This window comes from Streptomyces sp. NPDC036813 (assembly GCF_055609245.1).
Map to the genome: position 1 here is coordinate 6,434 of NZ_JBVJPV010000029.1, position 25,124 is coordinate 31,557.

General features: G+C 68.7%; 23 protein-coding genes and 2 pseudogenes. 11 read left to right on the top strand and 14 right to left on the bottom strand.

The features are described 5' to 3' along the window. Together ACZ67Q_RS37760 and ACZ67Q_RS37765 are read left to right on the top strand one after the other, a co-directional pair. Positions 1–240 (top strand): SpoIIE family protein phosphatase (locus ACZ67Q_RS37760; RefSeq protein ID WP_471191643.1); only part of this gene is annotated, 240 nt, incomplete at its 5' end. Between the two features lie 199 nt (positions 241–439). Beyond that, positions 440–1,009 carry a hypothetical protein gene (locus tag ACZ67Q_RS37765; protein ID WP_471191646.1) on the top strand — a complete coding sequence of 190 codons (570 nt, stop codon included), beginning with the start codon at positions 440–442 and terminating at the stop codon, positions 1,007–1,009. A gap of 342 nt (positions 1,010–1,351) precedes the next feature. On the opposite strand, the gene ACZ67Q_RS37770 is transcribed toward ACZ67Q_RS37765, so the two are convergent. Continuing rightward, entirely contained in the window at positions 1,352–3,031 is a 1,680-nt protein-coding gene (locus tag ACZ67Q_RS37770) for a chloride channel protein (protein WP_471191776.1), read from the bottom strand. 1,025 nt (positions 3,032–4,056) lie between these two features. On the opposite strand from ACZ67Q_RS37770, the gene ACZ67Q_RS37775 reads away from it, so the two are divergent. After that, entirely contained in the window at positions 4,057–4,443 is a 387-nt protein-coding gene (locus ACZ67Q_RS37775) for a DUF4396 domain-containing protein (RefSeq protein ID WP_471191778.1), read from the top strand. Between the two features lie 689 nt (positions 4,444–5,132). On the opposite strand, the pseudogene ACZ67Q_RS37780 reads toward ACZ67Q_RS37775, so the two are convergent. Next, positions 5,133–5,502: pseudogene (locus ACZ67Q_RS37780) on the bottom strand (alkaline phosphatase); the annotation flags it as partial. Positions 5,503–5,563: 61 nt separating this feature from the next. Next, positions 5,564–6,244 carry an HNH endonuclease family protein gene (locus ACZ67Q_RS37785; RefSeq protein ID WP_471191649.1) on the bottom strand — a complete coding sequence of 227 codons (681 nt, stop codon included), beginning with the start codon at positions 6,242–6,244 and terminating at the stop codon, positions 5,564–5,566. 180 nt (positions 6,245–6,424) lie between these two features. On the opposite strand from ACZ67Q_RS37785, the gene ACZ67Q_RS37790 reads away from it, so the two are divergent. Then, entirely contained in the window at positions 6,425–6,643 is a 219-nt protein-coding gene (locus tag ACZ67Q_RS37790) for a hypothetical protein (RefSeq protein WP_471191652.1), read from the top strand. Positions 6,644–7,043: 400 nt separating this feature from the next. Further along, positions 7,044–7,226, top strand: coding sequence for a hypothetical protein (locus tag ACZ67Q_RS37795; protein WP_471191657.1), 183 nt, complete (start codon positions 7,044–7,046; stop codon positions 7,224–7,226). Between the two features lie 397 nt (positions 7,227–7,623). Here ACZ67Q_RS37795 and ku read toward each other — a convergent pair whose 3' ends face one another. Beyond that, the gene (gene ku, locus ACZ67Q_RS37800) at positions 7,624–8,565 is read right to left on the bottom strand and encodes a non-homologous end joining protein Ku (protein ID WP_471191662.1); all 942 of its coding nucleotides are present in this window, start codon (positions 8,563–8,565) and stop codon (positions 7,624–7,626) included. 103 nt (positions 8,566–8,668) lie between these two features. On the opposite strand from ku, the gene ACZ67Q_RS37805 reads away from it, so the two are divergent. Next, positions 8,669–8,872 carry a hypothetical protein gene (locus tag ACZ67Q_RS37805; protein ID WP_391691550.1) on the top strand — a complete coding sequence of 68 codons (204 nt, stop codon included), beginning with the start codon at positions 8,669–8,671 and terminating at the stop codon, positions 8,870–8,872. Between the two features lie 49 nt (positions 8,873–8,921). Here ACZ67Q_RS37805 and ACZ67Q_RS37810 read toward each other — a convergent pair whose 3' ends face one another. From ACZ67Q_RS37810 to ACZ67Q_RS37825, 4 genes are all read right to left on the bottom strand, one after another. Next, positions 8,922–9,548 (bottom strand): DUF6417 family protein, encoded by a 627-nt coding sequence (locus tag ACZ67Q_RS37810; RefSeq protein WP_471191666.1) that lies wholly within the window; start codon positions 9,546–9,548, stop codon positions 8,922–8,924. A 198-nt stretch (positions 9,549–9,746) separates the two neighbouring features. Next, the gene (locus ACZ67Q_RS37815; protein WP_471191671.1) at positions 9,747–10,235 is read right to left on the bottom strand and encodes a lamin tail domain-containing protein; all 489 of its coding nucleotides are present in this window, start codon (positions 10,233–10,235) and stop codon (positions 9,747–9,749) included. Between the two features lie 603 nt (positions 10,236–10,838). Further along, a complete protein-coding gene (locus ACZ67Q_RS37820; protein WP_471191674.1) occupies positions 10,839–11,339 on the bottom strand; it encodes a hypothetical protein in 501 nt (166 codons plus the stop codon). Then, the gene (locus tag ACZ67Q_RS37825) at positions 11,339–12,013 is read right to left on the bottom strand and encodes a hypothetical protein (protein ID WP_471191677.1); all 675 of its coding nucleotides are present in this window, start codon (positions 12,011–12,013) and stop codon (positions 11,339–11,341) included. Before ACZ67Q_RS37825 ends, ACZ67Q_RS37820 begins: the two co-directional genes overlap by 1 nt. A gap of 936 nt (positions 12,014–12,949) precedes the next feature. Between ACZ67Q_RS37825 and ACZ67Q_RS37830 the strand changes: the two genes are divergently transcribed. Further along, positions 12,950–13,552: a DUF6000 family protein gene (locus ACZ67Q_RS37830; protein ID WP_471191680.1), complete on the top strand. Its 603-nt coding sequence runs from the start codon at positions 12,950–12,952 to the stop codon at positions 13,550–13,552. Positions 13,553–13,686: 134 nt separating this feature from the next. On the opposite strand, the gene ACZ67Q_RS37835 is transcribed toward ACZ67Q_RS37830, so the two are convergent. After that, a complete protein-coding gene (locus tag ACZ67Q_RS37835; protein WP_471191683.1) occupies positions 13,687–17,337 on the bottom strand; it encodes an NACHT N-terminal helical domain 7-containing protein in 3,651 nt (1,216 codons plus the stop codon). Between the two features lie 538 nt (positions 17,338–17,875). On the opposite strand from ACZ67Q_RS37835, the pseudogene ACZ67Q_RS37840 reads away from it, so the two are divergent. After that, positions 17,876–17,974, top strand: a pseudogene (locus ACZ67Q_RS37840) (IS5/IS1182 family transposase); the annotation flags it as partial. Here ACZ67Q_RS37840 and ACZ67Q_RS37845 read toward each other — a convergent pair. Next, positions 17,964–18,158 carry a hypothetical protein gene (locus ACZ67Q_RS37845; RefSeq protein WP_471191686.1) on the bottom strand — a complete coding sequence of 65 codons (195 nt, stop codon included), beginning with the start codon at positions 18,156–18,158 and terminating at the stop codon, positions 17,964–17,966. The pseudogene ACZ67Q_RS37840 and the gene ACZ67Q_RS37845 sit on opposite strands and share 11 nt — an antisense overlap. A 340-nt stretch (positions 18,159–18,498) precedes the next feature. Beyond that, positions 18,499–19,377, bottom strand: coding sequence for a hypothetical protein (locus tag ACZ67Q_RS37850; protein ID WP_471191689.1), 879 nt, complete (start codon positions 19,375–19,377; stop codon positions 18,499–18,501). 35 nt (positions 19,378–19,412) lie between these two features. Here ACZ67Q_RS37850 and ACZ67Q_RS37855 point away from each other — a divergent pair, with 35 nt between their 5' ends. The 3 genes from ACZ67Q_RS37855 to ACZ67Q_RS37865 all read left to right on the top strand — a co-directional run bounded on the left by ACZ67Q_RS37855 (position 19,413) and on the right by ACZ67Q_RS37865 (position 20,525). Beyond that, positions 19,413–19,811: a hypothetical protein gene (locus tag ACZ67Q_RS37855; RefSeq protein ID WP_471191692.1), complete on the top strand. Its 399-nt coding sequence runs from the start codon at positions 19,413–19,415 to the stop codon at positions 19,809–19,811. 88 nt (positions 19,812–19,899) lie between these two features. Further along, positions 19,900–20,163: a hypothetical protein gene (locus ACZ67Q_RS37860; protein WP_471191695.1), complete on the top strand. Its 264-nt coding sequence runs from the start codon at positions 19,900–19,902 to the stop codon at positions 20,161–20,163. Beyond that, on the top strand, positions 20,160–20,525 hold the full coding sequence (locus ACZ67Q_RS37865; protein WP_471191698.1) for a hypothetical protein: 366 nt from the start codon (positions 20,160–20,162) through the stop codon (positions 20,523–20,525). Before ACZ67Q_RS37860 ends, ACZ67Q_RS37865 begins: the two co-directional genes overlap by 4 nt. An 801-nt stretch (positions 20,526–21,326) precedes the next feature. Here the strand turns inward: ACZ67Q_RS37865 and ACZ67Q_RS37870 are convergent. The 3 genes from ACZ67Q_RS37870 to ACZ67Q_RS37880 form a co-directional block, all read right to left on the bottom strand. Further along, positions 21,327–21,557 carry a hypothetical protein gene (locus tag ACZ67Q_RS37870; protein ID WP_471191701.1) on the bottom strand — a complete coding sequence of 77 codons (231 nt, stop codon included), beginning with the start codon at positions 21,555–21,557 and terminating at the stop codon, positions 21,327–21,329. 199 nt (positions 21,558–21,756) lie between these two features. Continuing rightward, positions 21,757–23,985 carry a hypothetical protein gene (locus ACZ67Q_RS37875; protein WP_471191704.1) on the bottom strand — a complete coding sequence of 743 codons (2,229 nt, stop codon included), beginning with the start codon at positions 23,983–23,985 and terminating at the stop codon, positions 21,757–21,759. After that, a complete protein-coding gene (locus ACZ67Q_RS37880) occupies positions 23,985–25,061 on the bottom strand; it encodes a hypothetical protein (RefSeq protein WP_471191706.1) in 1,077 nt (358 codons plus the stop codon). Before ACZ67Q_RS37880 ends, ACZ67Q_RS37875 begins: the two co-directional genes overlap by 1 nt. Positions 25,062–25,124: the final 63 nt, after the last annotated feature.

Below are 25,124 nucleotides of genomic sequence, written 5' to 3' on the forward strand. Positions count from 1 at the left end.
CTGTACACAGCCGGCGTCCCCGACGCCCGTGGCGCCCCCCGCCGGTACTACCCGCTCGAGCACCGGCCACAGTTGCTCAAACCCCCGCCCGCGCGCAGCGCCCTGGAGGCGCTGCGCGCGGACGTGGTCCGGCACTGCGGAGGGCCTCCGCACGACGATGCCGCCATGCTGCTTCTGCGATGGCACGGTCCTCAGGACAGCGACGGAAGGTTGGCGGACAGCGACGGAAGGCCGGCGTGAGAGGGTGTGTGCCCCCGCGAAACGGCCCGGCCAGGTGGCTCGCTCGGAGGGACGAAGGATGAGGAAAGGCCACACGCGTCGGTGGTGTCGGCGCCCGGTCACGGTTGAATCGCATCTTCTGGCACATCTGAGGACGACGGTGTGGGGGCCCGCGGAGTTCGTCGGGCCGCCCCCGTGGCGCCTGGTGGTGGGAGGCGTCGTGGCCGGGTGTGCGGCAGCGGGCGGGATCGTCGGTCTGACAGTCGCCGGCGCGTGGATGGGCCGGCCGGCCCTCGCCGGTGGTGAGGCCGGTCTCGTGTGCGCCGCCGCGACCGCCCTGTATCTGGCCCTGATCCGAGCCGGGCGCGCTCTGGTCGGGATCGCCGCCCTGCTGGGCGTGTGTCTGGCTCTGCAGGCTCCTCCGGCCGCGGCAGGCGTGGTTCTGGCGGAACGGGGACGCCTGCAGTTCACCGAAGTGACGTCCGTCGAACGCGAAAGCGGGAGCCCGAAGGACCGTGCACGCAACCTCTGCTCGGTCGCCGGCGCGGACGGTGTCCCGCCCGATGTCCGCATCTGGCGGGGGTGCAAGGACGCCACACAGCCCGGGGACACGATCGCCGTCGTCTACGACCCCGAAGGAGTGATCCCACCGCGCGGTGCGCAGGGGTCGCTGTTGTGGACCGGCCCGCTGACGGATCTGGGCACGACCGCTGCTGCCCTCGTCACGGTGTGCGTGGTCGCGGTCGTCCGCTCGCACCGGATCAGTGCCGGTCGGTCGAGTTCCCCCTGATCCACGTCGCCGGGGACGCGGCAGCCGGCGCCACCCGTGGTGCCTGGCCGAACAGTTGACCGCGGAACGGGGCTGGGAACCGTGTGCTCACGCCTCGGGTCGGACCGAGGCGTGGGGCAGCCATCGGCGCGGGGTGGTTCTGCGGCACGGTGTGTCGAGCCCGGCGCGGCCGATGATCACCTGCTCACCGGCCTCCTTTGTCCCATGTGTCGCACCGGGTCGTATCGTCCTTCGTCCCGGTGGGACACGTCCACAGCCGGGCGGAGCGGACCCTTGCGCCATTGTGCCTGCGTGTTCTGGGTGCGACGCCGCCGTACGCGGTTCGTCCGTCCGCCGCGGCGTCTACGACGTCGTGTGCAGCACGCGGAGCGCCCCTTGATGACTGAGCCAGCCGACGGGCGTGCCGTCGGCGTGGTCGAGGACCGGCAGGCCGGTACCGGGGGCGGAGACCAGGTGGCGCAGAGCACGGGCGAGCGGCTCGTCCACCGTGACAGGGTCCGGGGTCTGGGCGAGCCGGCCGACGTCCAGCGGGGCGCCGGACGGCTGCTCGGCGAGGGTCTCGGCGACGGCCTGGGCGGTGACGACGCCGACGTAGTGGCCCGAGGCGTCCACCACGGGGAGGGCACCATGACCGGACAGGCTGAGCAGGTCGGCGGCGTCGGTCAAGGGAGTGGATGCCGGAAGGGGAGAGGGCACCGGGTCCATGACGGAGCCGACCCGCTGCCCGCCGATTCGGGCGCCGGGCGCCGGTCCCTCCAGGTCGATGCCGCGCCGCCGCAGCTTGAGGGTGTAGATCGTGTCGCGGGTCAGCAGACGGCTGATGGCCGTGGCCAGCACGATGGCGAGCATCAGAGGCAAGATGATCGAGTACTGGCCGGTCAGCTCGAACAGGATGACCACGGCCGTGACAGGCGCCCTCGCGGCTCCCGCGAACACGGCGCCCATGCCGACCAGCGCGTACGCCCCGGCGGGGCCTGCCGCGCCGGGGAGAAGGTGCTGCACACCCACGCCGTACGCGGCACCCAGCATCGCCCCGATGAACAGGCTCGGCGCGAACACCCCGCCTGATCCGCCGATACCGATGGTCAGGCTGGTCGCCACCATCTTGCCGACGAGCAGCAGGATGAGGAACGTCACGGCGTACTTGCCCTCGGTTGCCTTCTCCAGCACCGGGTAGCCCACGCCGTACATCTCCGGCAGGGCGAGCAGCACGGCGCCCAGGGCGAGCCCGCCAACTGCCGGGCGCAGCCACTCCGGGCCCCGCCAGGCCCAGTCGCAGGCGTCCTCGATCAGGTAGAGCACCCGGGTGAAGCCGACGCCGACGGCGGCGGCGACCACGCCGAGCAGGGCGAACAGGCCGTACTGGGCGAGGTGGTCGACGTGGAAGCTCGGCAGGTTAAGGAACGCGACGTCCCCGAACGCGGCCCGGCCGATCACGCTCGCCGTCACGCTGGCCAGCACGGTGGCGCCGAATGCTTCCGCGGAGAGGGTGCCCAGGATGAGCTCCATGGCGAAGAAGACGCCGGCCAGCGGCGCGTTGAACGTCGCGGCGATGCCTCCGGCCGCACCACAGGCGACCAGCAGCTTCATGCGTCCCTCGGACACCTTCGTCACCCGGCCGAGCGTCGAGCCAAGTGCGGAACCGATCTGCACGATCGGCCCTTCCCGGCCCACCGAGCCGCCGGAGCCTATGGTCAGTGCGGAGGCGAGCGTCTTCACCACTGCCACCTTCGGACTGATCCGTCCGCCACGTTGAGCGACCGCCAGCATCACTTCCGGCACACCGTGGCCGCGCGCCTCCTTGGCGAACCGGTTCACCAGGGGCCCGTAGAGCAGTCCGCCGGCCACCGGGGCGAGGAGCACGAAGTACGGACCCAGGGATGAGAGGTACGGGTGATCCGCGCCCGGTGCGGCCGCGTAGTCGGCATGACCGGAGAACAGACGCGTGAAGGTCTGGATGCACCAGCGGAAGACGATCGATCCCGCCCCCGCTCCGGCACCGATCACGACGGCGAGCACCATCAGTCCCCACGGGGCGCTGCGCAGCCCTCCGAGAGATGGGTCGGTCGCCGCCCCGCTGCTGGTTGTCATGGGCACGCGCGTCCCCTCGGTTGCCGGTGTTGTGCTCATCTAGTTCTCCTCCCTTACTTTTGCATTATGCAAAGCTCGTCAAGTCCGGCCTCCGGCCATGGGACGGTGAGAGCGATGAGAGGGGTGCCGGCGCGGACCACATGGATGTCAACCGTCACGAGATGTCTGCGCGGGCACTGCCGTGCCGACTCCACCGGGGACCCGGGGCTGCGTCACGCGGCCGGCAGCATCACGGGTGGTGACGGTGGTCCGGGTGACACCGTCGGCCATCTGGCTGATCTTGGCCGGGTTGCCACGTGCAGGGTCGGCGGAGCCCCTCCCACGGCCACGGGCGAGGTCATCGCACACTACGAGGACCTGGGCACGCGGGTACGCGCCCAGCGCGCCGCCTGGGATACCACGCACGGGATCATTCTTGGACGACGTCCGACGGAGGGCCGACCGACTCACCCCAGAAGGCCGCGCGGCACTCAGTGCACTGGGCATGTGGTGGGCGCAGGTCACACGTGGACGTCTGCGTCCGGGGTCGGCGGGTGGACGAGCCGCAGCGTTACGCCGTGGGTCCCAGGGGTAACCGGGGAGCCATCCCTGCAGAACGCCTGATCACCGTCGGCCGCCCGGCACCTCGGGGCGCCGGGAAAGGCCCCCGACCATGCCACCGAGCTGGTTGACCGCCCTGGCCTGGGTCGCCCTCGCTGTCGCCTTCGCCGGCGCGGGGTGGATCCTTCTCGACATCTACGGTCGCGGCTACCGCCAGCAGATGGGCGTCATGGAAGCTGTCTGGCCGGTGACAGCCCTTTACTTCGGCCCGGCCGCCGTAGCCGCCTACCGGGCATGGGGCCGTCCTCGCACGCATCGCTGGCAGCAGGAGCACGGCGAGCCGTCCGACAATCCCCCCCTACGCCACGACCGCGCTCGGCGTCTCGCACTGCGGCGCCGGCTGCACGCTCGGCGACATCGTCGCTGAATTCGCCGTCTTCCGCCTCGGCATCACCATCGGCGGGAGCGCCCTGCCAGCCGAGTACGTCGGCGACTACGTGCTCGCCCTGGCCCTCGGGATCGGTTTCCAGTACTTCGCCATCGCCCCCATGCGCGGCCTCGGCCTGCGCAAGGGCCTGATCGCGGCGGCCAAGGCCGACGTGCTGTCCCTGACCGCCTTCGAGGTCGGCCTGTTCGGCTGGATGGCGCTCATGTCCTTCGTGCTCTTCCCCGCCCCGCACCACCTCCACCCCAACGACCCGGTGTACTGGTTCCTGATGCAGATCGGCATGATCGCCGGCTTCTTCACCGCCTGGCCGGTCAACACCTGGCTGATCCGCTCCGGAATCAAGGAAGCCATGTAACGCCTCAGCGCCCGCAGTGTCCGACACCGACCTCCTCTCGCACTGCTCGACATCGGGCTGTTGACCCGACTTCTGGGGAGCTGCGTCGCATGCGCTCCGGATCGGTGCGCTTCGCGGAAGACCTCATCAAGACCCACGACATCGACCACGACCACGACCACGAGCCCAACGGTCTGGCTTTCGCCGCCGTGTCCCACGGACAGATGCTGCGCACGCATCATCGCCGCGATCCTTCGGCGCGCCGGAGGACGGGGAACGGTCGCTACGAGCGAAGAGCTGGGCACTCCCCCAGCTTCGTGGGTGGCATGCGCGAACGTACCCCTCCCGGCGAAGGCCCCGGACCGGGCCATGGTCGAGGAACTCGCCGGCGCGTTCGCGACACGACTCCCCGCGCTCGCCTCCATGGTCGTGGAGCGCGCGGGGGGCCCTGGCGCTCGCAGCGAGCGGCGTGTCCATGGCCCGGCGACTCAATCCTGACCACGCGCCCGGATACGGGCTCCCGCCCGATGCGGACGAGGACCCGTGGAGCGAGGACTACCGCGACCTGGTCGCCCTCGCCTGACACGGCCCAACCGTCTGCCCGTGCCCCGCTGCCGGGCTCGGCGGACGGGCGGTGGAGCAGCCTTTCGCCCGGGACTGCTCCCCCGCCCTTCTGCGTGGCGCCTCCCCCTCCTTTTGCCTCATCGTGTTCAGCGCAGGCGCAAGGCCTCGCTGATCGTGGTGAACAGGTCGGTCTGGTTGGTGACGCCGAGGACGCGGAATGCCTGCGGGCCCTGGGCGGCAATGCGGACCTCTGTGCCGGTGTGCTCCGGGGACTGGCCCGGCGTGTTGGTCGAGTAGTTGACCTTCAGCTGCTGGCCCTCATAGGTGACTAGGGTGGAGGACAGGCCGGGTGGAGGGGCCTCCAGCGGCACGATCGATCTGGCTGGTATGGCCGTGGTCGGCGGTGGTGACGACCAGGGTGTCGGGGTGCTTGGCGGCGTAGGCGCGGGCGACCTTGACCGCCTGGTCGAAGGCGGCCGTCTCGCCGATCTGGCCGCACAGGTCGGCGGCGTGGTCCTACGCCACCTGATGGACGCCGTCGCTGATTAGCGAGCCGGGGCGAACGCCCGGCCGCCGTTCAGCGGGCGAGCACTACGGTGACCGGCACGTTGGAGCAGTGATTCAGGGTTTGTGACAGGGCGGCCTGTTCGCTTTCGTCGATGCTCAGTCCCCAGCGCATCTTGTCGGCGATCCAGTCGGTGACGTACTGGCAGCGGTAGCCCTCGGCCGGCGGCAACCAGGTGGTGGGATCCTGGTCCGCCTTCGACCGGTTCGACGCCGCCGACACCGCGATCAGTGCACGGTCATCGCCCAGATCGTTGGCATACGCCTCCCGCTCCGCCGGCGACCACTGCGAGGCACCGGAATCCCAGGCCTCGGCGAGCGGGACCAGGTGGTCGATGTCCAGGCCGCGCGGGCCGTCGATGTACCGGTCGTCGTACGGCGAGTACCACTCGCCTCCGGTCAGCGTGCAGCTCGGGCCCTGCTCGGGTGTGATGACGGCCTCGGCCTTGAGGACCTCGGCCCGGGTGTTGCAGCCGTCCTTGTCGGCGTCGACCCAGTGCTTGAAGGCGTCGCGCTGGTAGCCGGTGCGGTCCTCCGCGGCGATGGGCAGCTGGGCAAGGACGTCGCGTACCGGGGCGGTGAGTGTCTGGCCCGGATCGCGCAGGGCGGCGCCGGCCGGGGCCGCGTGGGCGGTGGCGGGCAGGAGGAGGGCGGTGAAGGCGGCGGCGATGGCGGCGGTACGGGGGAAGCGCACGAGGAGGGGTCCTCTCGAAGATCACCGACTGGGCGTGATCTTCGTAGCGGCCCCGGAAGCCGACGCGCCCGGGAAGCAGCGGTGGCTCCACTCGATGGGCGGTTAAGTCCGATGGTCGACTCGGGCGCAGCGGCGTGTGTCGAGAAGCGAAGAAAATCGAACATATGATTGAATTCAGCCATGCGACCGATTCCCGACGACCTTGCCCGGGCGGTTGAACAGTGGCACGCCACCTACCGCCAGCTCGCCGCTCAGCCGCGCACCGTGCTGCGCCGACGGCTCGTGAAGCTGTCCGGCGAGGTGTTCTTCCATCCCCACTGGCACGGCCAGCGCACGCCGGCCGCATCAGCGCTGTATGCAGCCGTTCATCGCGCCCGCGACGCCCAGGCCGCCTCCTGATCCCACGCAGAGCACGCTCATGAGCGGTGCAGTTCCGGATGCGGTGCCGGCCCCACCCTGGCGCCCGGAGGACGGACCTGGCCTTCGTCTGATCCGCCCGCCCTGTGGGTCATGTCGCGGGCCGCTGTCGGTGGGCCGAGGTACGGGCCAGGCAGGACTGGCCCGACGGTCGCGTCATCTACCAGGTGCTCGTGGACGCGGAAGGATCCGGCTCGAAGGGCACCGTCGCGTATCAGTGGCCGCAAGACGGTCTGCGCATCGCGCACCGCAGCGCACTGGCTCCCTCCCGCGACGCGCAGCAAGGCGGCGGACTGCCGCACCCGCCCGCCAGGCGAGTGAGACCCCCGGCCCGGCCGGTGCCGCCGAGCAGTGGGGGCGGCGGCGCCGTAGCGTCGTGAGCATGCACGATGCGCCCCGACGTATCGACCCCACCACCGACCGAGCCACCGCGGCGGTGCTCCTCGGGTGCCGGCCGAACCAGGTCGGCTACTGCGCACGCTGCCAAGGGCTCACCGTGCGCTACGGCCCGCACGCTCTGGTCGTCTGCCCGGCCTGCCGCGCCGCCGAACGGGATCCCAGCTAGAGCTCGCCATTGCCTACGAGCCTGCACGCCGCCTCGCCGCTCTCTTGATCTGGACGCGCCCACGGAAGAACGCCCGCTCATCGGGGATGATCCTCCATCAGAGGCCGGACAAGGGCGACGACTGCCTTCGTTCGGCACTCCGAGCACGTCCCGGACCGCTTGGGAACGAAGAGGTGCCGATACGTCGTCAGCTTGTCACGCGGGATGCCGCAGAGCGTCGCCTTGTCTGACAGGGCATGTTCCAGAGGCGGGGCACCTGTCTCCAGACATGCCGGGAAGCTCGTCGGAGCGAGCCCGAACGTGAACTTCAAGGACCGGAGGCGGTGACCAAGCTGTGGCATGGCCACCACCCTGGCACGTGGTCTGATCAACGTGAAGTCGAAGGGACAGGCTCTAGCTAGGCGCTGCGTGGCTTGCGGGTGCTTGCCTTCTTAGTGGCCGTCTTCTTCGCTGCGGTCTTCTTGGCGGGCGTCTTCTTCGCGGTCGTCTTCTTCTTCGGCTTCGGCAGTTCGTGGACCTCGGCGTGCGTGCCGTGCTCGCCGCGAGACTCACGGGCCTTCTCCACCGAGGCGTTCAGTGCAGCCATCAGGTCAAGGACCTGAGCCGGCTCCTCTACCTCCGGCGCCTGCGGGAGGGACTTGTTGTCCCGTTTCGCTTCAATGATCTGCGCGATGGCCTCGGTGTACGCGTCGTGTGCGTCGAGCTCCTCGAGGTCCTCGATAGTCATGGTCTCCATGAGGGCGAGCGCCCGATCGATCTCCTCGTCGGAGACCTGGACGGGCGGCGGGAGAAGCTCTGCGGGGTTGCGGATCTCGTCGGGCCAGCGCATCGCGTGCAGGACCAGGGCGTCGTCGCGGATGCGGAGCATGCCCAGGCGTTCGCGGCCGGACCAGGCGTATTTGGCGATGGCGACCTTCTCGGAGCGGCCGAGGGCCTGGACGAGGAGCTTGTACGGTTTGGCGGCGACCTGGCCGTTGGCCTGGAGATAGTAGCCGTCGCTGACCTGGATCGGGTCGATGTCCGTGGCGGGGACGAACGCGACGATCTCGATCGCGTTCGCGGTCGGCAGGGGCAGGTCGCGCAGTTCCTCGTCGGAGATCGGCACGATCTGTGCCGGCTGGTGCTTCGTCTCGCGGGTGACCTCGTATCCCTTGCCGATCTCGGCGCTGGAGACTTCGCGGTCCTCGAGGTCGCAGTACTTCTTCACGCGGACGCGGCCGCCGTCCTCGCGGTGGTACTGGTGGAAGCGGATGCTGTGGTCCTCGGTCGCACCGACCACGTTGATCGGCACCGTGACCAGGCCAAAGCTGATCGCACCGCTCCAGATCGTCCGGGGCATACAAGTCCTCCGTGGTAGCCCCGAGCAACACCCAGCCTACGAAGCCCACGCGGCCGACGCAGCACACCATGCGCTCCATGGGGCACGGCGGGAGGCTGGAGGCATGGTGCAGGTGATCGTGTATCCACCCGACAACCAGGGCGGCCGGCGCGTCCGTGCGGACGGCACGATCCTCGGCCGTGCCTACCGGCTCCGGGACGTCGTCGCCTTCCTCCAGGACGCCGGCATGGAAGGCATCGACGACCTCGACGTCATCCGCTCCGACGACATCGAATGGCGCGGCGGCGGCCCGGAGGTGTGGGGGTAGGACCGGATCAAGGGCTTGGGTGTCAGGCGGCTTCAGGCGATAGCCGCCATCACGGCGACGCGGTAGCCGACGGCAGGCGTACCGTGCCCGGGCGGCCGGTCGCCGCATCGACCCGGTAGGCGACGCCGTACTCGCGGGCGAACCAGTTGGCCTCCGCCACCGAGCCGGTCAGCGCGCGCAGGTAGAAGGCGTAGGCCACCGAGTCGATCTGTGCGGGGGTGAGGGTCATGCGCCAGCGGTTGCCCGGCCTGTCGAAGCACGCGGTGCGTACCCGTTCGACGAGGCCTTCGGCCGGCGGTACGCGCAGGTCGGGGGCGAGGTTCGCGTAGACGCGCAGGGCGTCCATCTGCGCGGGCCGCAGCGCGATCACCTGCTCTGTGGCTGCGGGTGGTGTGCAGTGTGGGGTGGGGTCGGGGGCGGCGTGCAGGTAGGTCAGGACGTCGTGGCCCTGCTCGCTGAGGCGGGCGGCCCACAGCACCGGGCGCCCCTCGTAGGCGGACAGTTCCGCGCGCATCTCCCGGTCGGCGAGTTCGACCAGGCCCTGGGCGGCCGCCGTTTGCAGGGACTGCTGGAGGCCGGGCGGGACATCGGTGGACAGCACCCAGCCGTAGCCAGACTCCGTCTCGCGATCACGCAGGGAGCGAAGGGCGTCCAGCCGTGCCTGCCGCGCGTTCATGCCTCACCCTCACCTCAGATCCGCCACCGATGGCAGACGGTAGAGCCTGGATGCCGTGAGGAGCGAATGGGGCTGTGGCGGCTCTGCGCCCGTGGTAGGGCGAGTCACGCAGGTGGGGCCACCCCCCGCCGACCAGGGGTGGCCCCACGAGGTGCTGACGCCTAGGCAGGCCTTGAGCGTCAGTTCACGCCGCTGCGGTCAGTGGTGGTGTCCGCCGCGGTGGTGGCGGCCCCAGGAGAGGTCGTCGATGAAGCGGCCGCGGTCGTTGCGCAGGGTCGCGGTGTCGCGGTCGTTGTTCCAGACGTAGTTGTGGCGGTCCTGGAACAGGTCGTGCCGGTTGTCGCGGCCTTCGCCGGTGTGGACGCGGACGGTGGAACGGCCGTCGAGGCGGTAGTGGTGGAAGGTGTAGGTGTGGCCGTCCTCGTCGGACAGGGTCCAGCCGTCCAGGTTCACCGCCCGGCGGGTGCTGTTGGTGATCTCCACCCACTCCGCGTTCAGGGAGCGGTTGGAGCGGTCGTCGCGTCCCGGGGAGTCGTACTGCACCGCGCTGATGGACACCGCGGAGCGCTCACGCCAGCCGTCGTGGTGGTGGTCGGCGGCCATGGCCGGCAGCGCGGCCGCGCCGACCAGGGCGGCGGCCACGGCAGTGGCGGCGGTCAGACGGCGGGCGGAAGAAGAAACGGACACCAAGGTCCCCCTTCAAGGGTGCGCACCCCACACCGGAGACAGGCGGCGTTACCGCAGGTCCGGCGGGTGCGTTGTGCTGGTGTGAGGCCGGTCGGCCGCACCCGCACACCGTGCCGCCACACCCCGGGCATGTGTGGGAAATGAGAAGGCTCATTACGGTTTCAACAGACTTCTGTGACACTCGACTGTAATGACCATCAATGCGTTGAATGCACCTGGTTGACGCCGAATTCTGATCACAGGCGTTGCAGCGCTTGGGCCGAGGTGGCGGACCGCCAGATCCCGCCACCCCACCGGCCGGAACGCGTTCACCCGAAAGTGAGTAACAACAGACTCTGGCAGGGAGCCGGCCGACTCCTCCGGCGTTCGATGGTGCGTCCCCACCGAACGCCGGCAGGTTTGCCAGCACGGTGATCAGCTCTGTTCCGGCCAGTCTGCCGGGAGGGCGGCCGTCCCGCCCGGTGCTCCCTTGACCGCAGTGGCAAGACTGGTGTCTGCTCGCGTTGCCTGGGCGAGGACTCGTGAGCGGCCTGCCGCCGCGTTGCAGAGGGGGAAGCGAGGACGGCCTCTTGCTTCCCCCTCCTCAGCCCGTCTGCTTCAGCTCTACTGGCCGGCGGTGAGTGACCAGGTGACGGAGGATGGCGCCGTCACGGAGACGGTCGCGTTGGGGCGCGCGTGGCTGAGCTGTAGTTCGTTGTAGGTGCTGCTGACTTCCTTTGCCACGCACTCGAGAGGGAAGCTGAGATTCGTGGGCTGCACCGTCACGGTCAGCGTGCCCTTGCCCTGGCAGTTCACCATCACTGCCAGGGGCTTTGCCGCGACCTTGCCGAGTTCGATCTGACGGTTCCCCCTGGACGAGGCAACTTGGGCCAGCGGCTTGCCAGATGCGAGTTTCGGAGCGCTGCTTACGGTTTCCCCTTCGATGTGCTCAGCCCGCTGGCCAGTCGGTGTGCCGGTGGCGGACGGCCTTGCCGTGGTCCTGCTCGGTGAAGGGTGGTCTGCCGTGTCTGAGCCGGTGCAGGCGGCCAGCCCGAGGCCGCACAGCGCAGCGCCTGCCACCGCGATGGCGCAACGCCGGGTCCACGTCGGCCGCAATGCGCGCATCAGGACTCCCACAGGTACCAGCCGACTCGGAAGGGGGTGTAGCTGGTGACGGTGTTGCGGGTCGAGGTCTTGCAGGTGTTGTAGAGGATGTAGCTCACGCCGGTGTGCTTCAGCCGGTACACGCCGTACTTCGCGTGCGTGGTCCTGTGGGACGGAGTGTCCACGCTGATGGAGTTGCCCAGCCTGGCCGTGAGTTTCGCGGAGACATTGACGTCGAACTTCTGCTCAACCTTGGAGATCAGCGTGTCGACGCTCACCTGCAGGCCGTACGAGACGCTCATACCCACCTCGCTGGTCACTTCCGAGGTGAACGTCGAGCGGGCCGTGCGGGAGGTCCCGTTGAAGTTCGAGTTCGTGGGCCCCACGCCGACGTGATACTGCGGCCCCTGGGTCGAGGGGAGGTAGACACCGTGCGACGGGCCGCAGTACTCGGCATTGGGCCAGTCCTTCGGCGGAGCCGGCGTGGTCGTGGGCTCGTCCGGCAGCCCGTTGCCCCCGCTGGGCACGTCGGTGACGGCCTCCTCCGGCTCCGCCGGCGGAGCGGTGTGGATCTGCGTGTCCTCCGCCGGCGTCGGCTCCTCATAGGAAGCGGCCGCAGCCGGCGCGGCTAACCCCACGCACAGCATCACTGCCGCCGCGGAAGCCAGCAGATTTCTCTTGGTGCGGATGCTCACAGGTAGCACCCTCTCTGTCGTAACCGCCCCCCGTGGACGGTCGAACGCGTGAAGACTATGGGCGGCGCCTCGTGGTTTCACAGCGAAGAATGAAGCTCAGAGGATGAATTGAGGTAACTGGCGCATTTCCGCTGGCAATTTCCCACCGCGAAGATGTCGCAGGGTCGCCCGTCTCGAAACACAGCGTCCAGGGACAAGCAGCTCGTGACCAGTGAAGAGCAGCCTCAGCTGGACGCGTCGCCCGGCGTCCGGGACATCCGGCAACTCGCGGCCCTCGACATGGCAGACGGCCAAGACGATCAGGTGGGGGGGCAGGTCCTCCGCGAGCCGTGGGCGCGCCGCGGGGGGCCGGCGGCCGCGCGCCGCTGCAACGCCTCGAACAACCCCCCCTCCCCCGCCCACACGACCAGCTCGCCAGCGAGGACCAGGCCCCCGGGCAGGACCGCAGCCGCGCACCAGCTCGGGGAAACGGGCCTGGATCAGACTGCCCCGGCGGGACTGGAGCCGCACCGGGCCGGTGAACAGCAGGGCGCGGTAGCCATCGAACTTCGGCTGGAACATCAGACGGCCGGGCAGCGCGCCGGGCGCAGGCACCGTGTCACGGGCCTGCGCCAGCATCGGTTCCACCGGCGGCCGCAGCACCATAGATCCGGTCTACGGCCCGACCACGGCGAGCGCGACCGGGCGCGGGCGTCTGGCGCACTGCGAGGCTGGATGTCTGCGACGCAGGACCGCCCCCTGCTCAGGCGGTGCGGAGCAGGGGGCGGGGAGCGTCGCGAGCAGCTGCGGCGGCGGCTGGGCTACTCGGCGAGCAGTCGCTTGAGCCGACGCTGCCGGAGCCGCTCAGCGGCGGCCGTGAGACCGAAGGCAAGCCCCAGTATTGGCGTAGTCCGCCCCACGCCCTCAGCTGCGTGCTCTTCGCGAGAGGATGGGGTGGTGATCCGCTACGACCCCGAGATACAGGCTCTGTACCGCCGCTACTGCCTCCCGGCGCGCCGCTACCTGAAGCTCGGCGGAGCGGTACTTCGTATGCCGCGCGAGGAGTACGAGCCGTTCGTTCATGCCTTGGCCGCTGATGCCAGGGCTGTTACCGACGCCGAGCTCACCATCCTCTTCGAGGGCAGCTGGCGGGAGCGGCGCACCGCGGCGTGGCTCGCCGCCGTCTCGCGCCGCGACCACTTCCGCGAGTGTCTGGGAGCGCTGCTACTGGAGAGCGAGGTCTGCTGCGCGGGCGGGGCCTACTGCGTGGCGCTGGCGAGTTTCGGCACGGCACGGGACGCTGACCTGCTCGCCGCTTACCTGGATCGTTACCTGCGTCGGCCCGACCTGGCCTACGACCAGCCGACAGCCATGGGCGCCCTGGCGTACACCGACTCCGTCCTGCACGGCGACCGGGCCAGCCGCCTCCTCCAGGAGGGGGGCCTGTGGCGGCAGTGGTTTCAGGACGCGCCCCACATGCACGGCGATGACGGCATCTCCACCTACCTGGGCGGCATCCGCCTCGCCTGTGCCGTCATCGACGAATGCGCCAACACCTGACCTGTTGGTCTTGTTCACGTCGAAGATTCTGGCTCGTCGGTCCACTCACAGTCGAACCTCGGCGGCCGTTTCTGTGTCTGCATCAGGGGGATCGGCCGAGTACCGGGGCAGTGCCCTTTGGTAGGCAGAGGGCATCACGTCCGGTGCCAGCAGTTGCGGATCTCGTCGAGCTCAGTGAGCAGGCTCGCGCTGTGAATGGTGGGACGAAGCCAGCTGATGTCTGTCGGACGCAGTCTGTACAGTCCCTCGGTGGAGAGCGTTTCCAGCAGGGGCTCTGCGTGTTCAGCCAGCCAGTCTGCGGCGTTGAGGTCTTGTGCGAGGCGAAGGAGTTCAACGACCGTGTGTGCAGGTCTGCTGGCCGGTGGGACTTCCTGGAGGAGTTCGAGGGCGGTAGTGAGTACGGTGGTGGCGGCCGGGCGTTCGACGGCGTTCCAAGTGGCTGTTGTGCCGGCCTCGATGAGCAGGCACTGAAGCCGCTGCAGGGCGGTGGCGCTTTCGAGGGCCGGGGCTTGGGGGCCGAAGCGTGCGGTGACTGCGTCGAGCTGCGCGTGAGGGGCGTCTGGGTGTCCGACGATGGCTTGGGCGCACTGGGCGAGGATCAGCCAGGTGGTTGCTTTCAGGCCGCGTGAGCCGGTGGCTCGTAGGGACGTGAGCTGGTCCAGGACACCGGTGACAGCGTGGGCGGACTGGTGCGGGACGGCGTGGAAGAGCAGGCGCGCGAGGATATCCGCTGCCGCCGTGCGCTCCTGGGCGGGCAAAGCGTTAAGGAGGTCGACTAGCGCTTCAGGGGCAGCGAACGGGGTGGGGGTGGGCGGATCGAGCAGGGCGAGAAGCGTGTGTGCGAGGGAGCGGGTGTGTTGGTTGTCAGTGACGTGGTAGGTCTCCAGGGCGGTCGGCAAGTGCTGCGCAAGGGGGGCCACGGCGTGCAGGACATGCAGCGAACTGATGTCGTGTGTGAAGGCTGCGGTCCTGTGGAGGTCTAGGAGACTGGTCGGCTCGTGATGCCGGTAGGGGACTGGGTTCGGCGCTTGAGGATCATGGTGCGCAGGCCAGACAAGGTGGTCGGCGCGGTCGGCAGGGATCAGGCGTATGAGCACGTCGGGGTTGCGGGTGTGCGAGTCCGTGCACGGCTCCGTGGTGAGGGTGCCGGTCAGGGTGGTCCAGGACGCCTCGCTGAGCTGGGATCGCCACAGCATGCTCTGGCGTCGCCAGGAGTCGACCGGGTCGCGCGAGTCGAAGAGGCGTGAGACGCGGACGCTGCCCTCTGCCAGTACGGCGAGCAGGAGCAGATTCGCGCTGTAGACGGCCTCTCGTTCAGCGCGGCGAGCGGGGAGAGGCTCGTAAGGCAGCTGGTTGGGTCGGGTGGTGTTGTCGGAGGCTGCTTCGAACAGGCCGATCAGCAGGGTGGTGAGCTGGTTGCGCATTTGCTGACTGAGGCCGCTGATCAGATCGCTGAGGTTGCGTACCACTTCGGCACGGTCGACGAGCGGCACGTGGGACATCAGAGCATGCAGCCGGTCGTCCACGGTGACAGCGGTGCGTTGCGCGGAGTCGGCGTGCAGGAGGTGCTTCAGTTCGTCGGTTATGAGTCGGGCAGTGAGGTATTCGCCGAAGGTGGCGTGCAGAAACTCGTAGGAGTGTCTGTGCTGGCCGGTGACGACGGCTTGGGCTTCGTGGATGAAGAAGAAGCGGCCGAAGAGCAGCGGTGAGGGGGCAACGTCTGCGTCGAGGAGAGCGATCTGGTCGGCGTGCGCTTCGGACGCGGTGATGCCCTGGCTTCGCCGGTTGAACATGCCGACAGCGATCACGGCGAGGCGTTGCAGTTCGTGTGCGACGACGGCGGCTTCTGCTGCGGGGGGCTGGGCGCCATTGTGCTTGGCCACCTGGCGGCGGGTGAACTCGGTCAAGAGCCTGTCGTAGAGGCCGAGTCGTCCGATGCCCTCGCCTTTCAGCTGGTGTAAGGCGTTTGATGAGGCGTCGTAGAGGGCGAGCATCAGCAGCAGTAGAGGCTGGCTAATGAGGTCGCCGTGCAGCTGCAGTACTTCAGGATCCAGGGGCTGCAGGTTGCGTGCGGTGAAGTAGCGGCGGTTGACGGTGTTCCAGACTCGAATCCAGTGTTCGATGCGGGCCTCGTCGAAGGGTTCCAGGCGGATGACGGTGCTCAGTCGTGGGGTGGGGGCCTGGTCGGCGACGACGGTACGGCTGGTGACGACTGCAATCGTGGGGCGGCCGAGTTCATGTTCGCGTCGTTGGAAGGCGGCCAGGTCGTGCAGGTAGTTGGAGTAACGGGTGTAGTCGGCAGAAGCCGCCTGCAGGAGTTCGTCGAAACCGTCCAGGACGATGACCCGGACCGTGCCGGGTTCGGCGGCCTCGGGCCAGGGGGTGAGGGTGCCGTTGGAGCGTCTGAGGGATTCTTCGAGCTGTTCTTGGATGTCCAGGTCCGCGGGGATGTGGCGTAGCTCGACACGCTGGCAGAAGAACTCTGCTGCAGGTAGCCGTGCGGCAAGGAGCTTGGTCAGCAGTGACTTTCCCGAGCCCGGGTGGCCCAGGATGACCAAGGGGGCACTGATGGCGTGGGCGGTGAGGAGGTGGGCGGCGAGGAACTCACCGAGGTCCTCACGCTCAGGCTGCGCGAGCCACCACTCGTCGCTGGACAGATGCCGGCTGCTGGAATGCTCGTGCGCCAGGCGGAAGGCCGGGTCGACGTATCCGTCTTGCAGGGTGGGCATCACCGGGCCGTCATCGTCGGCGTCAGCGACAGGCGCGCGGAGCAGTCTGCGGTACCGGTGGGCAGGGGCGGGATCGGCGGCGAACTGACCTAACCAGTGCGACAGCGGCTGCAGCGCACAGCTGGGCCCGGGCGGCTGAAGCCCCTCCTCGGCGACCTCGGGCGGGTCTTCGGTGTTGGAGGTCAGGCGTAGCTCAGGACAGTCCCATGTAGCCGAGGCCATGAGGGCTTCGTAGCGTTGCCAGGCCTGGTGCGCCAGGTCTTCGGGATACTGGTCCTGGGGGCTGCCTTCGCCATGCACGATGCTGGCAGCGTAGGTATAAGCGGCAGTGATCTCCCGGCGTAGTTCGCCGGCGTCTCTGACCCGGTCCGTGCCGAGGACTACCTGCTCGAGTTCGGCGACGATCTGGGTGGTCATGTCTCCTTGCTGGTATCCGAGCTCGGGTCCGTAGTGGATGCCGGAGCCGGCCACGGCGTCGCAGAACGCTGTGATCAAGATGGTCCGGTCGGCTGCGACCAGCAGTGCGGTACGTGCAATCCCATGGCTGGAGCGGACTCTGTCACCGAATCCCTCCATTACTGCGGGCAGGCCATTGGACGCAGCGCCGCTCAGGGTGAGCGGCTCCAGCAGTTCCGCCGCAAGTCCTTTGAAGTCCTCTCGGCCGGCGGTCAGTACGTCGACAGCGCTAGCGAAGTCGTCGGGGATTTCAACCAGCTCCGGTGGTGGCGGAAACGGTAAGGGGCGGGGACGCTTCTCACTCCGCGGCTCTTCGGCGCTGATCTGCATCTCGTGGTGGCGATGCCGCCACCACGACAGGTCAAGGCTTACTGCCGCAGGGCTACCCGCACGGTGGCTCCCGCAGTACTCCACGATGCGTGCCACGTCGTCCCAGGGCGGCGGGGTGGTGCGCTGCCCGTTGAGGAGAGCTGAAACTGCGCCGTTGCTGCGGTGGAGGGCCCTGGCCACGTCGCTTTGGGCAATGCCGCACTCGCGGACCAGGCGCCGTAGTTGTCTGCAGAAGCTCACCACCGCCTGAGGCGGCTCCCCCGCTGCCATCACTCACTCCGTCCTTAACCCCGTTTTCACCGCGATGCTTCCCAGCGTAGGTTCTGACCTGCGTCAACGACTCTGAGATTCAGAACTATTCAGCGTCTGACCGGCGAAGCCCGGACGAATGCCAGTGTCGGAGTGTCCGCGCCGCTGTCAGTACGCGAGGAGTCTCAATGCTCGGGATCCCCTGGGGTCTTCCTGTCCTGCTAGTCGCCGTCTTCGCCTGCCTTTTCGTCGGCGTCGTGCTACCGGCCATCTGGTCAGCGCAGCCCGCACGCCGTCGCGCGGCCGCGGACGTTCTTGCACAGATTCTGGCCGTGATGCCGGGCGGCACCCGTCGGCCGCCCTGCGCTGAGGAGGCATGCGTGAGTCGAGGTTCGAATGAGGCGTCTTGAGCACCACAAGTCGTTGTGCCTGCTTCAGTTGGGACTCGGAGCCTATGAGAGGTCATTCTGAGCTGGTATGGCGGTCTTGTGGTCGCCTGATCGAGCGGGTTTGGGCGGTTCGGCCCGGTCGGGCTGATTGGTCCTGTTGGGCTGTCTGTGTGAGCGACCGCAAGCCTTACAAGAGCGACCTGTCCGATGAGCGGTGGGCGCTGATCGAGCCGGTGATCGCGGTGATAGCGCGCCGCCTCACTGGCCAGACCACGCCCACCTGGCGCGGGTGACCGCGTGGACGCCCAGGTCACGCCGCTTGTGGAGCGGATCGACGCACGCGAACGCGAGGACGTCGGCGATGCAGCGCAGATCCGTGCGCAGATGGACGAACTCACCGTGCGCCTGCGTGAACTCGAGGAGGAGATCGAGAGCCTGGCGGTGAACCCGCAAGACGCTCCTCGCCCTCCCGCCGGCGACCCCGGAGCCAGCCGAAGAGCCGCCCGTCCTGCCAGCCCACCCGGTCTACCAGCAGATCCTCGACGTCTTCGCCGACGCTGCTGGACCGATGCGCGCCCGCGATCTGTGCCGGGCCCTGGACCTCCCGCTCAAGCAAAAGAACATCGAGAAAAGGCACCCAGCTCAAGCTCAAGCGCCTGATCATCGGGAAGTCGGATCGTCGGGCGACACGGCGGTCCGCCGGCGAAGCCTCGTGCGCTGCCCCATCGGCAGCGCAGGGGGCCTCCGTCCGTCAGGAGCGGTTCCTGAGTCCGTTCAGTCCGACAGGGACCGGTCAGACCGTGTGGCTCTCAGTCGATCCGATGCTGGAGGCGATGAGGTTGAAGAGCCATTCATCGCCCCGGACGTCTTCCAGGATCGGCGCCCACAGGCGCCTACGTCCGTCGCCGAGATGGCTGGTGAGGGTGTAGAGCTCGACGAGGTAAATGGGGCATGGCACGACCCCAGCACTGGCCGTTGTCGTTCCACTCTGGTCGAAGGAGCCCACGTCCTTGAACAGCGCTGGGAGGAATGGCGCGAAGTAGGGGTCAGGGCGCTGCTCGATGATGTCGGCGCGGGGGATGTACCAGAGATTGACGAACGCTTCGGTGAGCGCGGGCAGCGTCGCTCGGAGCTCGGGGTGCGCGACCAGGGCCAGGGCTTTGGTCTCGGCGGTGGTGATCTCTTGGTACGGCGGTCGTTTCCCGATCGGCTCGATCTTTGCGTTCAGGAGGTTGCGCACGGGGGTGCCGAGGGAGGCCCAGAAGGCGGGGAGGTCGCCGAGCCGGCCGAGTGCCAGGAGTTGGACGGAGGGTTCGGCCGTCTCTAGGCGAGCCATCTGCTTGGCGGCGGCCTTCTTGACGAGGTCAGCATCGCGTTCGGCGAAGCTGCGCAGGCACTTGGCCATCCGGTCGGCGAAGGCCTCCGGTGTGATCTGGATCGCGGGGTCCTCGAGCGCGAGGACGGCGAACTTGGCCGCGGCCTCGACGACCTTGGACCTGGCGCTGGGGCGGACGCGGTCGAAGAAGGTATGGGTGAGAAATTCGGTGTCATAGACGAAGCCGGGGTCCACGACGTACTTGAGGAAGCTGTCGACGATCTTGCGCCCCTGGCTCGGAGGATGGATGAGCACGGCTTCCAGAGCGGCCGCGAGGTGGGCGCGGGCGTACTCCATCGTCGGCTCGTAAAGTTCGCCCAGGAGTCGGACGGGTGCGCACACAGGTGGCGGTCATCGCGGATGCGCTCGAGCTGCTTGCACTGGGTGAAGTCGATCAGTTCGAGCTTCTCCGCCGTGTCGAGCAGGGTCCTCTCCAGGGTGAGCATGATCGGTATCGCTTCGGTCTCCGCGCTGCCCTGCGCTCGTTCGACGTCGGCGACGAGGGCCTGGCTCTCACCCTCTTCGTGGAGGATCTGGGCCTTGGCGATGAGGTCGGCGCAGACAGCTGTCCACGTCAGGACGATCGCGCCGCGGGCCGAGCCGGAGACGTAGCAGCGGTAGGCCTCGCTGACGAGGGGACGCAGGTCCGGGTTGAACACGCGGTTGACGCGGTCTTCAAGGTCGATGGTGTTGCCCCTCCCGGCGTGCCCGTCCCACTTGCCCCGGCATGATCCCAAGCTCCCGGTCGGGTCCGGGCAGAGAGGACCGACCTCCCTGAGCTGCTAGGCACTGGTACCGGCACATAGCTACAGCGCTGGTATGGGAAAGCAGACGAACATCCGCCTGGACGAAGATCTGAAAGCAGCTGCCGAGGACCGGGCCAAGCGCCGCGGGCTGAGCCTTCAGGGGTATGTGGCTGACCTCATCCAGGCCGACGTGAACCAGGCTCGGGCCGCTTTCATGGCCGGAGCTGCATCCTTCCTGGCCGCGTACACGGACGCCTTCGATGCGGAGGTCGGCGAGGACCGGTACCCCGGCCTCCCGGACGCCCCGGCGGAGACGGCACCGAGGGACGCCGCGTGAACCTCCGCATCGATCTGGCGTGGATCCTGGCCGTGGCGCAGCAGATCCCGGGGGACCCTCAAGTCGTCGACTACGGCGTGCCCGTGGCGGCGGAAGCACGTCACCGGGCCGAAATCCTTGACCACGAGGTCTACCCCGAACCCCATCACAAGGCCGCGGCGCTGCTGTGCGAGCTGGCGAGAAACCCGAGCCTGGAGATGAGGAACCTGCTGTTTGCGGCAACCGTGACCGCGGCCTACCTGTCGGCGTGCGGCCTCCCTGTGAGCCCTGGCCTGGATAGTGTGCTCCCGCTGGCCCGCGCCGCCCGCGATGGGCTCCCGGTGCGCGAAGTCGCCGCTCAGATCAAGACCTGGACGAGCTGATCGAGCGGCCCTCATCCCGGTACCGAGCCAGGTCAGCTCCAGATCGTCGACACGCGGCGACCCGGCCATCCACATGCGTGGTCAGGACCCCAGTTGCCGCGGCCGCAACACTACGCAGGGCCGGTCACGCGGCAGAGGGTGCTTCACTGCCTTTCGAGCCGCCGACGAAATTGGTCACCGGCGCGCGGATCCTGAGCAGAGCTCGGACCACTCTTCGCTCGTTCGGTGATCCGCCTCCATCTGCTCAAGCACCTTCTGGAGGGACAGCAACGCGACGCGGCCGCGGCGATGGCTGAGCGCGGTCCTGGCCTCCTGCGGGACAGGTCTGCCGGGCGGCCATGGCGCGGTCCAGCTCCCATTCCTGGGCGCGCGTGGGCACCCGCTTGGGCGGGCCTGTCGCAGGTCGTACAGCCAGGCGCGGCCGGGGTGATTGCAAGACCACAGCGGCCGGGTGCGGCATCGCTTGCATCGCAGAATGCCGACGAGATCGTGTCCTCCGGGGCTGACCTCGCTCTCGCGTAACTGGCGGCGGGTGAGCAGGTGACCGGGGTAGGCACCTCGGTCGTACTCAGCAAGGCCCTGGCCTCCCCGTGGAGTCCGCTCCTGCGTGCAGTGCCGCCGGCGGGGGTGCTGCCGCATCACCGCCTCGAAGCCGGGGTCGTGGCGGCCGAAACGGCGCCGGTCTGGGTGATGGACGGCGGGACGTGAGCACGACGGATCTCCTCCCAACAGGTCAAGCAACGCCGCGCCCCGCCGACGTCGCGGATGCGATCGGCGGGGCGCGGTGGGGATAGGACAGGGTCAGGCGGCGAGACCGAGGGTGTGTGTGCCGCTCGGTCCCGGGCTGACGGGTGCGGTGTGTCCCGGGCGCGAGCTGTCCGGCTGCTGTACGACGCTGCCGGTGGTGTGGGTGCCGATCCAGTAGCCGAGCAAGAGGCCGGCCACGCCGAGCACCTTGTGGCGGTTGGCCCTCCACCAGGTGGGGGCGGGCGGTTCGGTCAGAACACCTATGACAGCCGGGGCCTTCGACAAGACGACGATCTCCTTCTCAAACGCAGGGGGTGTGCGGGGGATGGCCGGCTGGCCTGTCCCGTCCTCGCTCCGGGGGTGCAGAGAGTGAGGGCAGGGCGGAGCAGCCGGACGTCACTGCTGTGGGCATGGCGATGGCCCGCACCCACGTGCTTGAAGAAGCGGCCTCGGGGTGCGGGCCATCGGTCAGGGGATGCAGCGGCTACAGGTCGGAGGGGAGCCGCTGGCCGGTCTCGGCGTCGTACGCGACTCCGGAAGGGGAGAGGCGGATAGTGCGGTGATACGCCCGCATGCCCTCCTTCCAGGTCTTCCCCCCGATCGACACACGGACCGTAACGTCGGCGAGCGGATCGTTGACCGGCAGCTCGATCTGTGGATCTTTGGGGAAGTAGCCGTCTTCCTGATGGCTGCTGGCGTTCTTATCGCCCACGTCCATCCTCAGGAACTTGGCGTCTCGATCATCGTAGGAACTCAGCTCCAGGATGACGCGTTCCCGATTGATCCAGTGAGCAACGATGTCGGCGTTTACACCATCGATGTTGAGCTTCGCCCCGCTCCTTCCCTTGTAGGCGGCGGCTTTCGCCTGGTGCTCGTCGTGGTCCTGCTGGAGGGTAGCGCTCTTCCACACGGCCGCGACCGTTATGGCCAGGACCGCGACGGTGGCGACGTAGGGCCAGGTCCGCCGACGCGGCGACGACGCTGCGGCAGCCGCGTCTTCACCACTCGCTCCGGCTGCCGGAGCGGGGCTGGGCGGCTGCGGAGCGCTGTTCCGGGCCGGTGGCACGGAGACGGCGTTGTCTGTGCTGCGATCGGGGATCTTCTGGAACCAGTCGACGTCCTTGCCCATGCGGGCGACGGTAGCGCGGAGCTGCGTCGCCTGGTCAGGGCTTCCGCAGAGTTCCGCCACGCGCGCGCGGGTCACCAGCCAGGAGATCGCTTCGTTGCTGTTGATCCCGTGCGCGTTGATGTCCTCGCGTTCGCCAATCGCGGCGAGCTGGGCGGCTTCACTGCACCTGCCTGCCATCGCGGCCTGGACGACTTCCTGGTGCCGGACGTCGACGACATTGGGAGGCATCTCCCAGTCCCAGTCAGCCTCGTCTCCCTCGTCGGTGACGTCGCCGAGCTGCTGCTCGATGAACGCCGGCATGACATCGCCCTGGTCCTCATCGAGGTACTCGCGCTCAACAACGGCGTCATCGGCATCAGCGTCGATGCTGGCCTCGGTCGCTGCCGGTTCCTGTTCGGTGGCTAGGGCCTGTCGGGCCTTGCGGCGTCGGCTGGAGGTGTCGGTCAGCTTGGCCTCGTGTTCGCTGATGACCGTCTTGACGACGTCGACGTAGTCGGGGCCGACCTTCCACACCGCCTCGCCCTGGCCCAGCTTGGGAATCTTCTCGATCGCCCAGGCAGGCAGGCCCAGCAGTGCGCCGACGGCGGCGGCTTCCTCGGGAAGGAGGCGGCCGATGTGGGCGACCTCGCAGAGTCGGGCCAAGTCCTGCGCCGGGCCGTCGCCGAGGTCGGACAGGGTGTGCATGACGACGTCCATGCTGAGGTTGGCCTTGCGGCTGTTCTTCAGCAGGCGCTGGATCAGTTCAGCGGTGGCCGCGGACAGCAGGATCTGCCAGGCCTCCTCGAGGACCAGGTGCCGGTGGACGGCGGTGGACTGGGGAAGCCACACGTGCTCGACCCAGCACGCCACCGCGGCCATCAGAGCGGGGATGGCCGGTGAGTTGCGGTCCAGTTCGGTGAAGTCGAAAGACAGGATCGGCAGATCGGTCGGCGGGAGGCTGGCGTCCTGGCCATCAAAGAGCCCTCGGAGGCTGCCTTCGGTGTAGCGGGACAGAGCGATCGCCACGCCCTCACCCCACTCGGTCAGCTTCTCCGTCGGCCACCTACCCGCCTCCGGGAGCACGAGCGCGTCGACCAGTCCATTCAGCGAGGTCGCCTTGGGGTGGTTCAACGCGTGTTGGAGAGCATGGGTGGCCTGCGGGGTGAGCGCGGCCGGTTCAACGGCGGCGATCAGCGAGCGCACCAGCTGCTCCCGCACCTCGGGCGGGAACATCGGGGAGCAGGGGTTGAGGGCGAAGCCACCCGGGCCGGCCTTGATGACCTGCCCGCCCAGGTCGAGCGTCAGCCGCGCCCACTCACCCTTGGTCGTGTCCTCGCCGAAGGAGTCGATGACGACGGTCTGGTGCCCGTGGCTAAGGATCTCGCGGCGCTGGCGGATCTTGTCTGTGGTCGACTTGCCCGAGCCGAGGCCGCCCAGCGCAAGGCTGTTTGTCGAGGGCAGCAGGCGGTCGTCCACAAGGACGGGGGAAAGGTGGAACGGGCGGCCGTCCAGTAGGGAGCGGCCGATCGGGATGCCAGGAAAGGAGGCGTTGGAGGTGACCAGCGGCGCCGTGATCGCGGCGTGGTTGGAGGGCAGGCGGATCATCAGAGGATGGCCCCTTTCCTGGTGGAGGCTCCGTGGGGGGTGGTCATCACGTGCGCGCGGTGCTGCTGTCCGGCGAGCCAGTCGAGCTGGATGCGCTGGCGGTCGGCGGTCAGCGAGGCCTGCCAGCGCGCATCCGTCACCGCCTCCGGGCTCTCGCCCCAGACGGTGAGGTAGGCGTCGAGGTCGACGAGCGTGGCGCCCTGCACTAGCGCGCTGCGCGCGGTGCTGGCAGCCGTCTGCAAGGCCGCGGCCTTGATCTCGTCGTTGGTCCACGCCTCCCCGGCCGCCACGGACCACTTCGCCGACTTGCGTGACTGCGCCGCCGGCAGCGGCCGGTACAGCACGGCAAGCGAGCGGTCCATCGTCAATCCCTTGCCGAGCAGCAGGCGGGGCATCAGGTCGCCGTCGGTCTCGTCCGGCCAGGCCGTAATGCGGGCGGTTGAGGCGTAGCGGCCGTCCTCGAGGACCACCCAGCCCGGCCCGCGCTCGACCACCTTGGGGATCGGCTTCAGCTCGACCTGGTCGAGCACGCCCAGCGAGGCGAACTCGTCCTCCATCGTGTCCAGGACACGGGGGCCGGCCAGGTTCTTGGGCACGTGGACGGACACCGTCTGCGTGTGCTCGGTGAACTCGCCCTGACTGCAGGCGTCATGGGTGACGTGCACCTGCACCCCGGCCTGGCGGGCCTGGCCACTGGCGAACACCAGCGAGCGGGAGAACGCCTCGTGAAACGCCACCCGGCGTTGGGCGTCCTGCATGGTGCCGTGGTCCGGGTAAAGCGACCACGTCCGCGTCTCCCCGGGCGCGTGGAACGCGCCTTCGGGGGCGGTGCGTTCGCGCAGACGTCGGTAGCCGACGGCCGCCCAGCGGCCGATCGAGCGCGGTCCCGGCGCGACGTTGACCAGGGCGCCGATGGCGCCAACCGTGCCGAACGCCCACAGCGGCGGCGGAGAAACCACCGCCGAGGCGAGAACGGCTCCGCCGACACCGGCGTTGACCTTCGTCAGGATCGTCTCGGCGGGGGACAGACCGCGCTGCAGCGCGGGAACGCGGTAGCCGGGCATCAGGGAATACACGGAATCCTCCTCGAAGTAGGTGGCCGATCCCGGCCCACGGAGCCGGACCTCGCGGTGAAGGTC

Coding starts and splice junctions, on each gene's coding strand:
- ACZ67Q_RS37770 (WP_471191776.1), bottom strand. CDS start 3,031: ATGGTGCTCGCCGTCGTGATCGGTGCCGGAGCGGGGGCGGGATCGATC.
- ACZ67Q_RS37790 (WP_471191652.1), top strand. CDS start 6,425: ATGCGACCGATTCCCGACGACCTTGCCCGGGCGGTTGAACAGTGGCAC.
- ACZ67Q_RS37795 (WP_471191657.1), top strand. CDS start 7,044: ATGCACGATGCGCCCCGACGTATCGACCCCACCACCGACCGAGCCACC.
- ku (WP_471191662.1), bottom strand. CDS start 8,565: ATGCCCCGGACGATCTGGAGCGGTGCGATCAGCTTTGGCCTGGTCACG.
- ACZ67Q_RS37805 (WP_391691550.1), top strand. CDS start 8,669: ATGGTGCAGGTGATCGTGTATCCACCCGACAACCAGGGCGGCCGGCGC.
- ACZ67Q_RS37810 (WP_471191666.1), bottom strand. CDS start 9,548: ATGAACGCGCGGCAGGCACGGCTGGACGCCCTTCGCTCCCTGCGTGAT.
- ACZ67Q_RS37820 (WP_471191674.1), bottom strand. CDS start 11,339: ATGCGCGCATTGCGGCCGACGTGGACCCGGCGTTGCGCCATCGCGGTG.
- ACZ67Q_RS37835 (WP_471191683.1), bottom strand. CDS start 17,337: ATGGCAGCGGGGGAGCCGCCTCAGGCGGTGGTGAGCTTCTGCAGACAA.
- ACZ67Q_RS37850 (WP_471191689.1), bottom strand. CDS start 19,377: ATGGAGTACGCCCGCGCCCACCTCGCGGCCGCTCTGGAAGCCGTGCTC.
- ACZ67Q_RS37860 (WP_471191695.1), top strand. CDS start 19,900: ATGGGAAAGCAGACGAACATCCGCCTGGACGAAGATCTGAAAGCAGCT.
- ACZ67Q_RS37875 (WP_471191704.1), bottom strand. CDS start 23,985: ATGATCCGCCTGCCCTCCAACCACGCCGCGATCACGGCGCCGCTGGTC.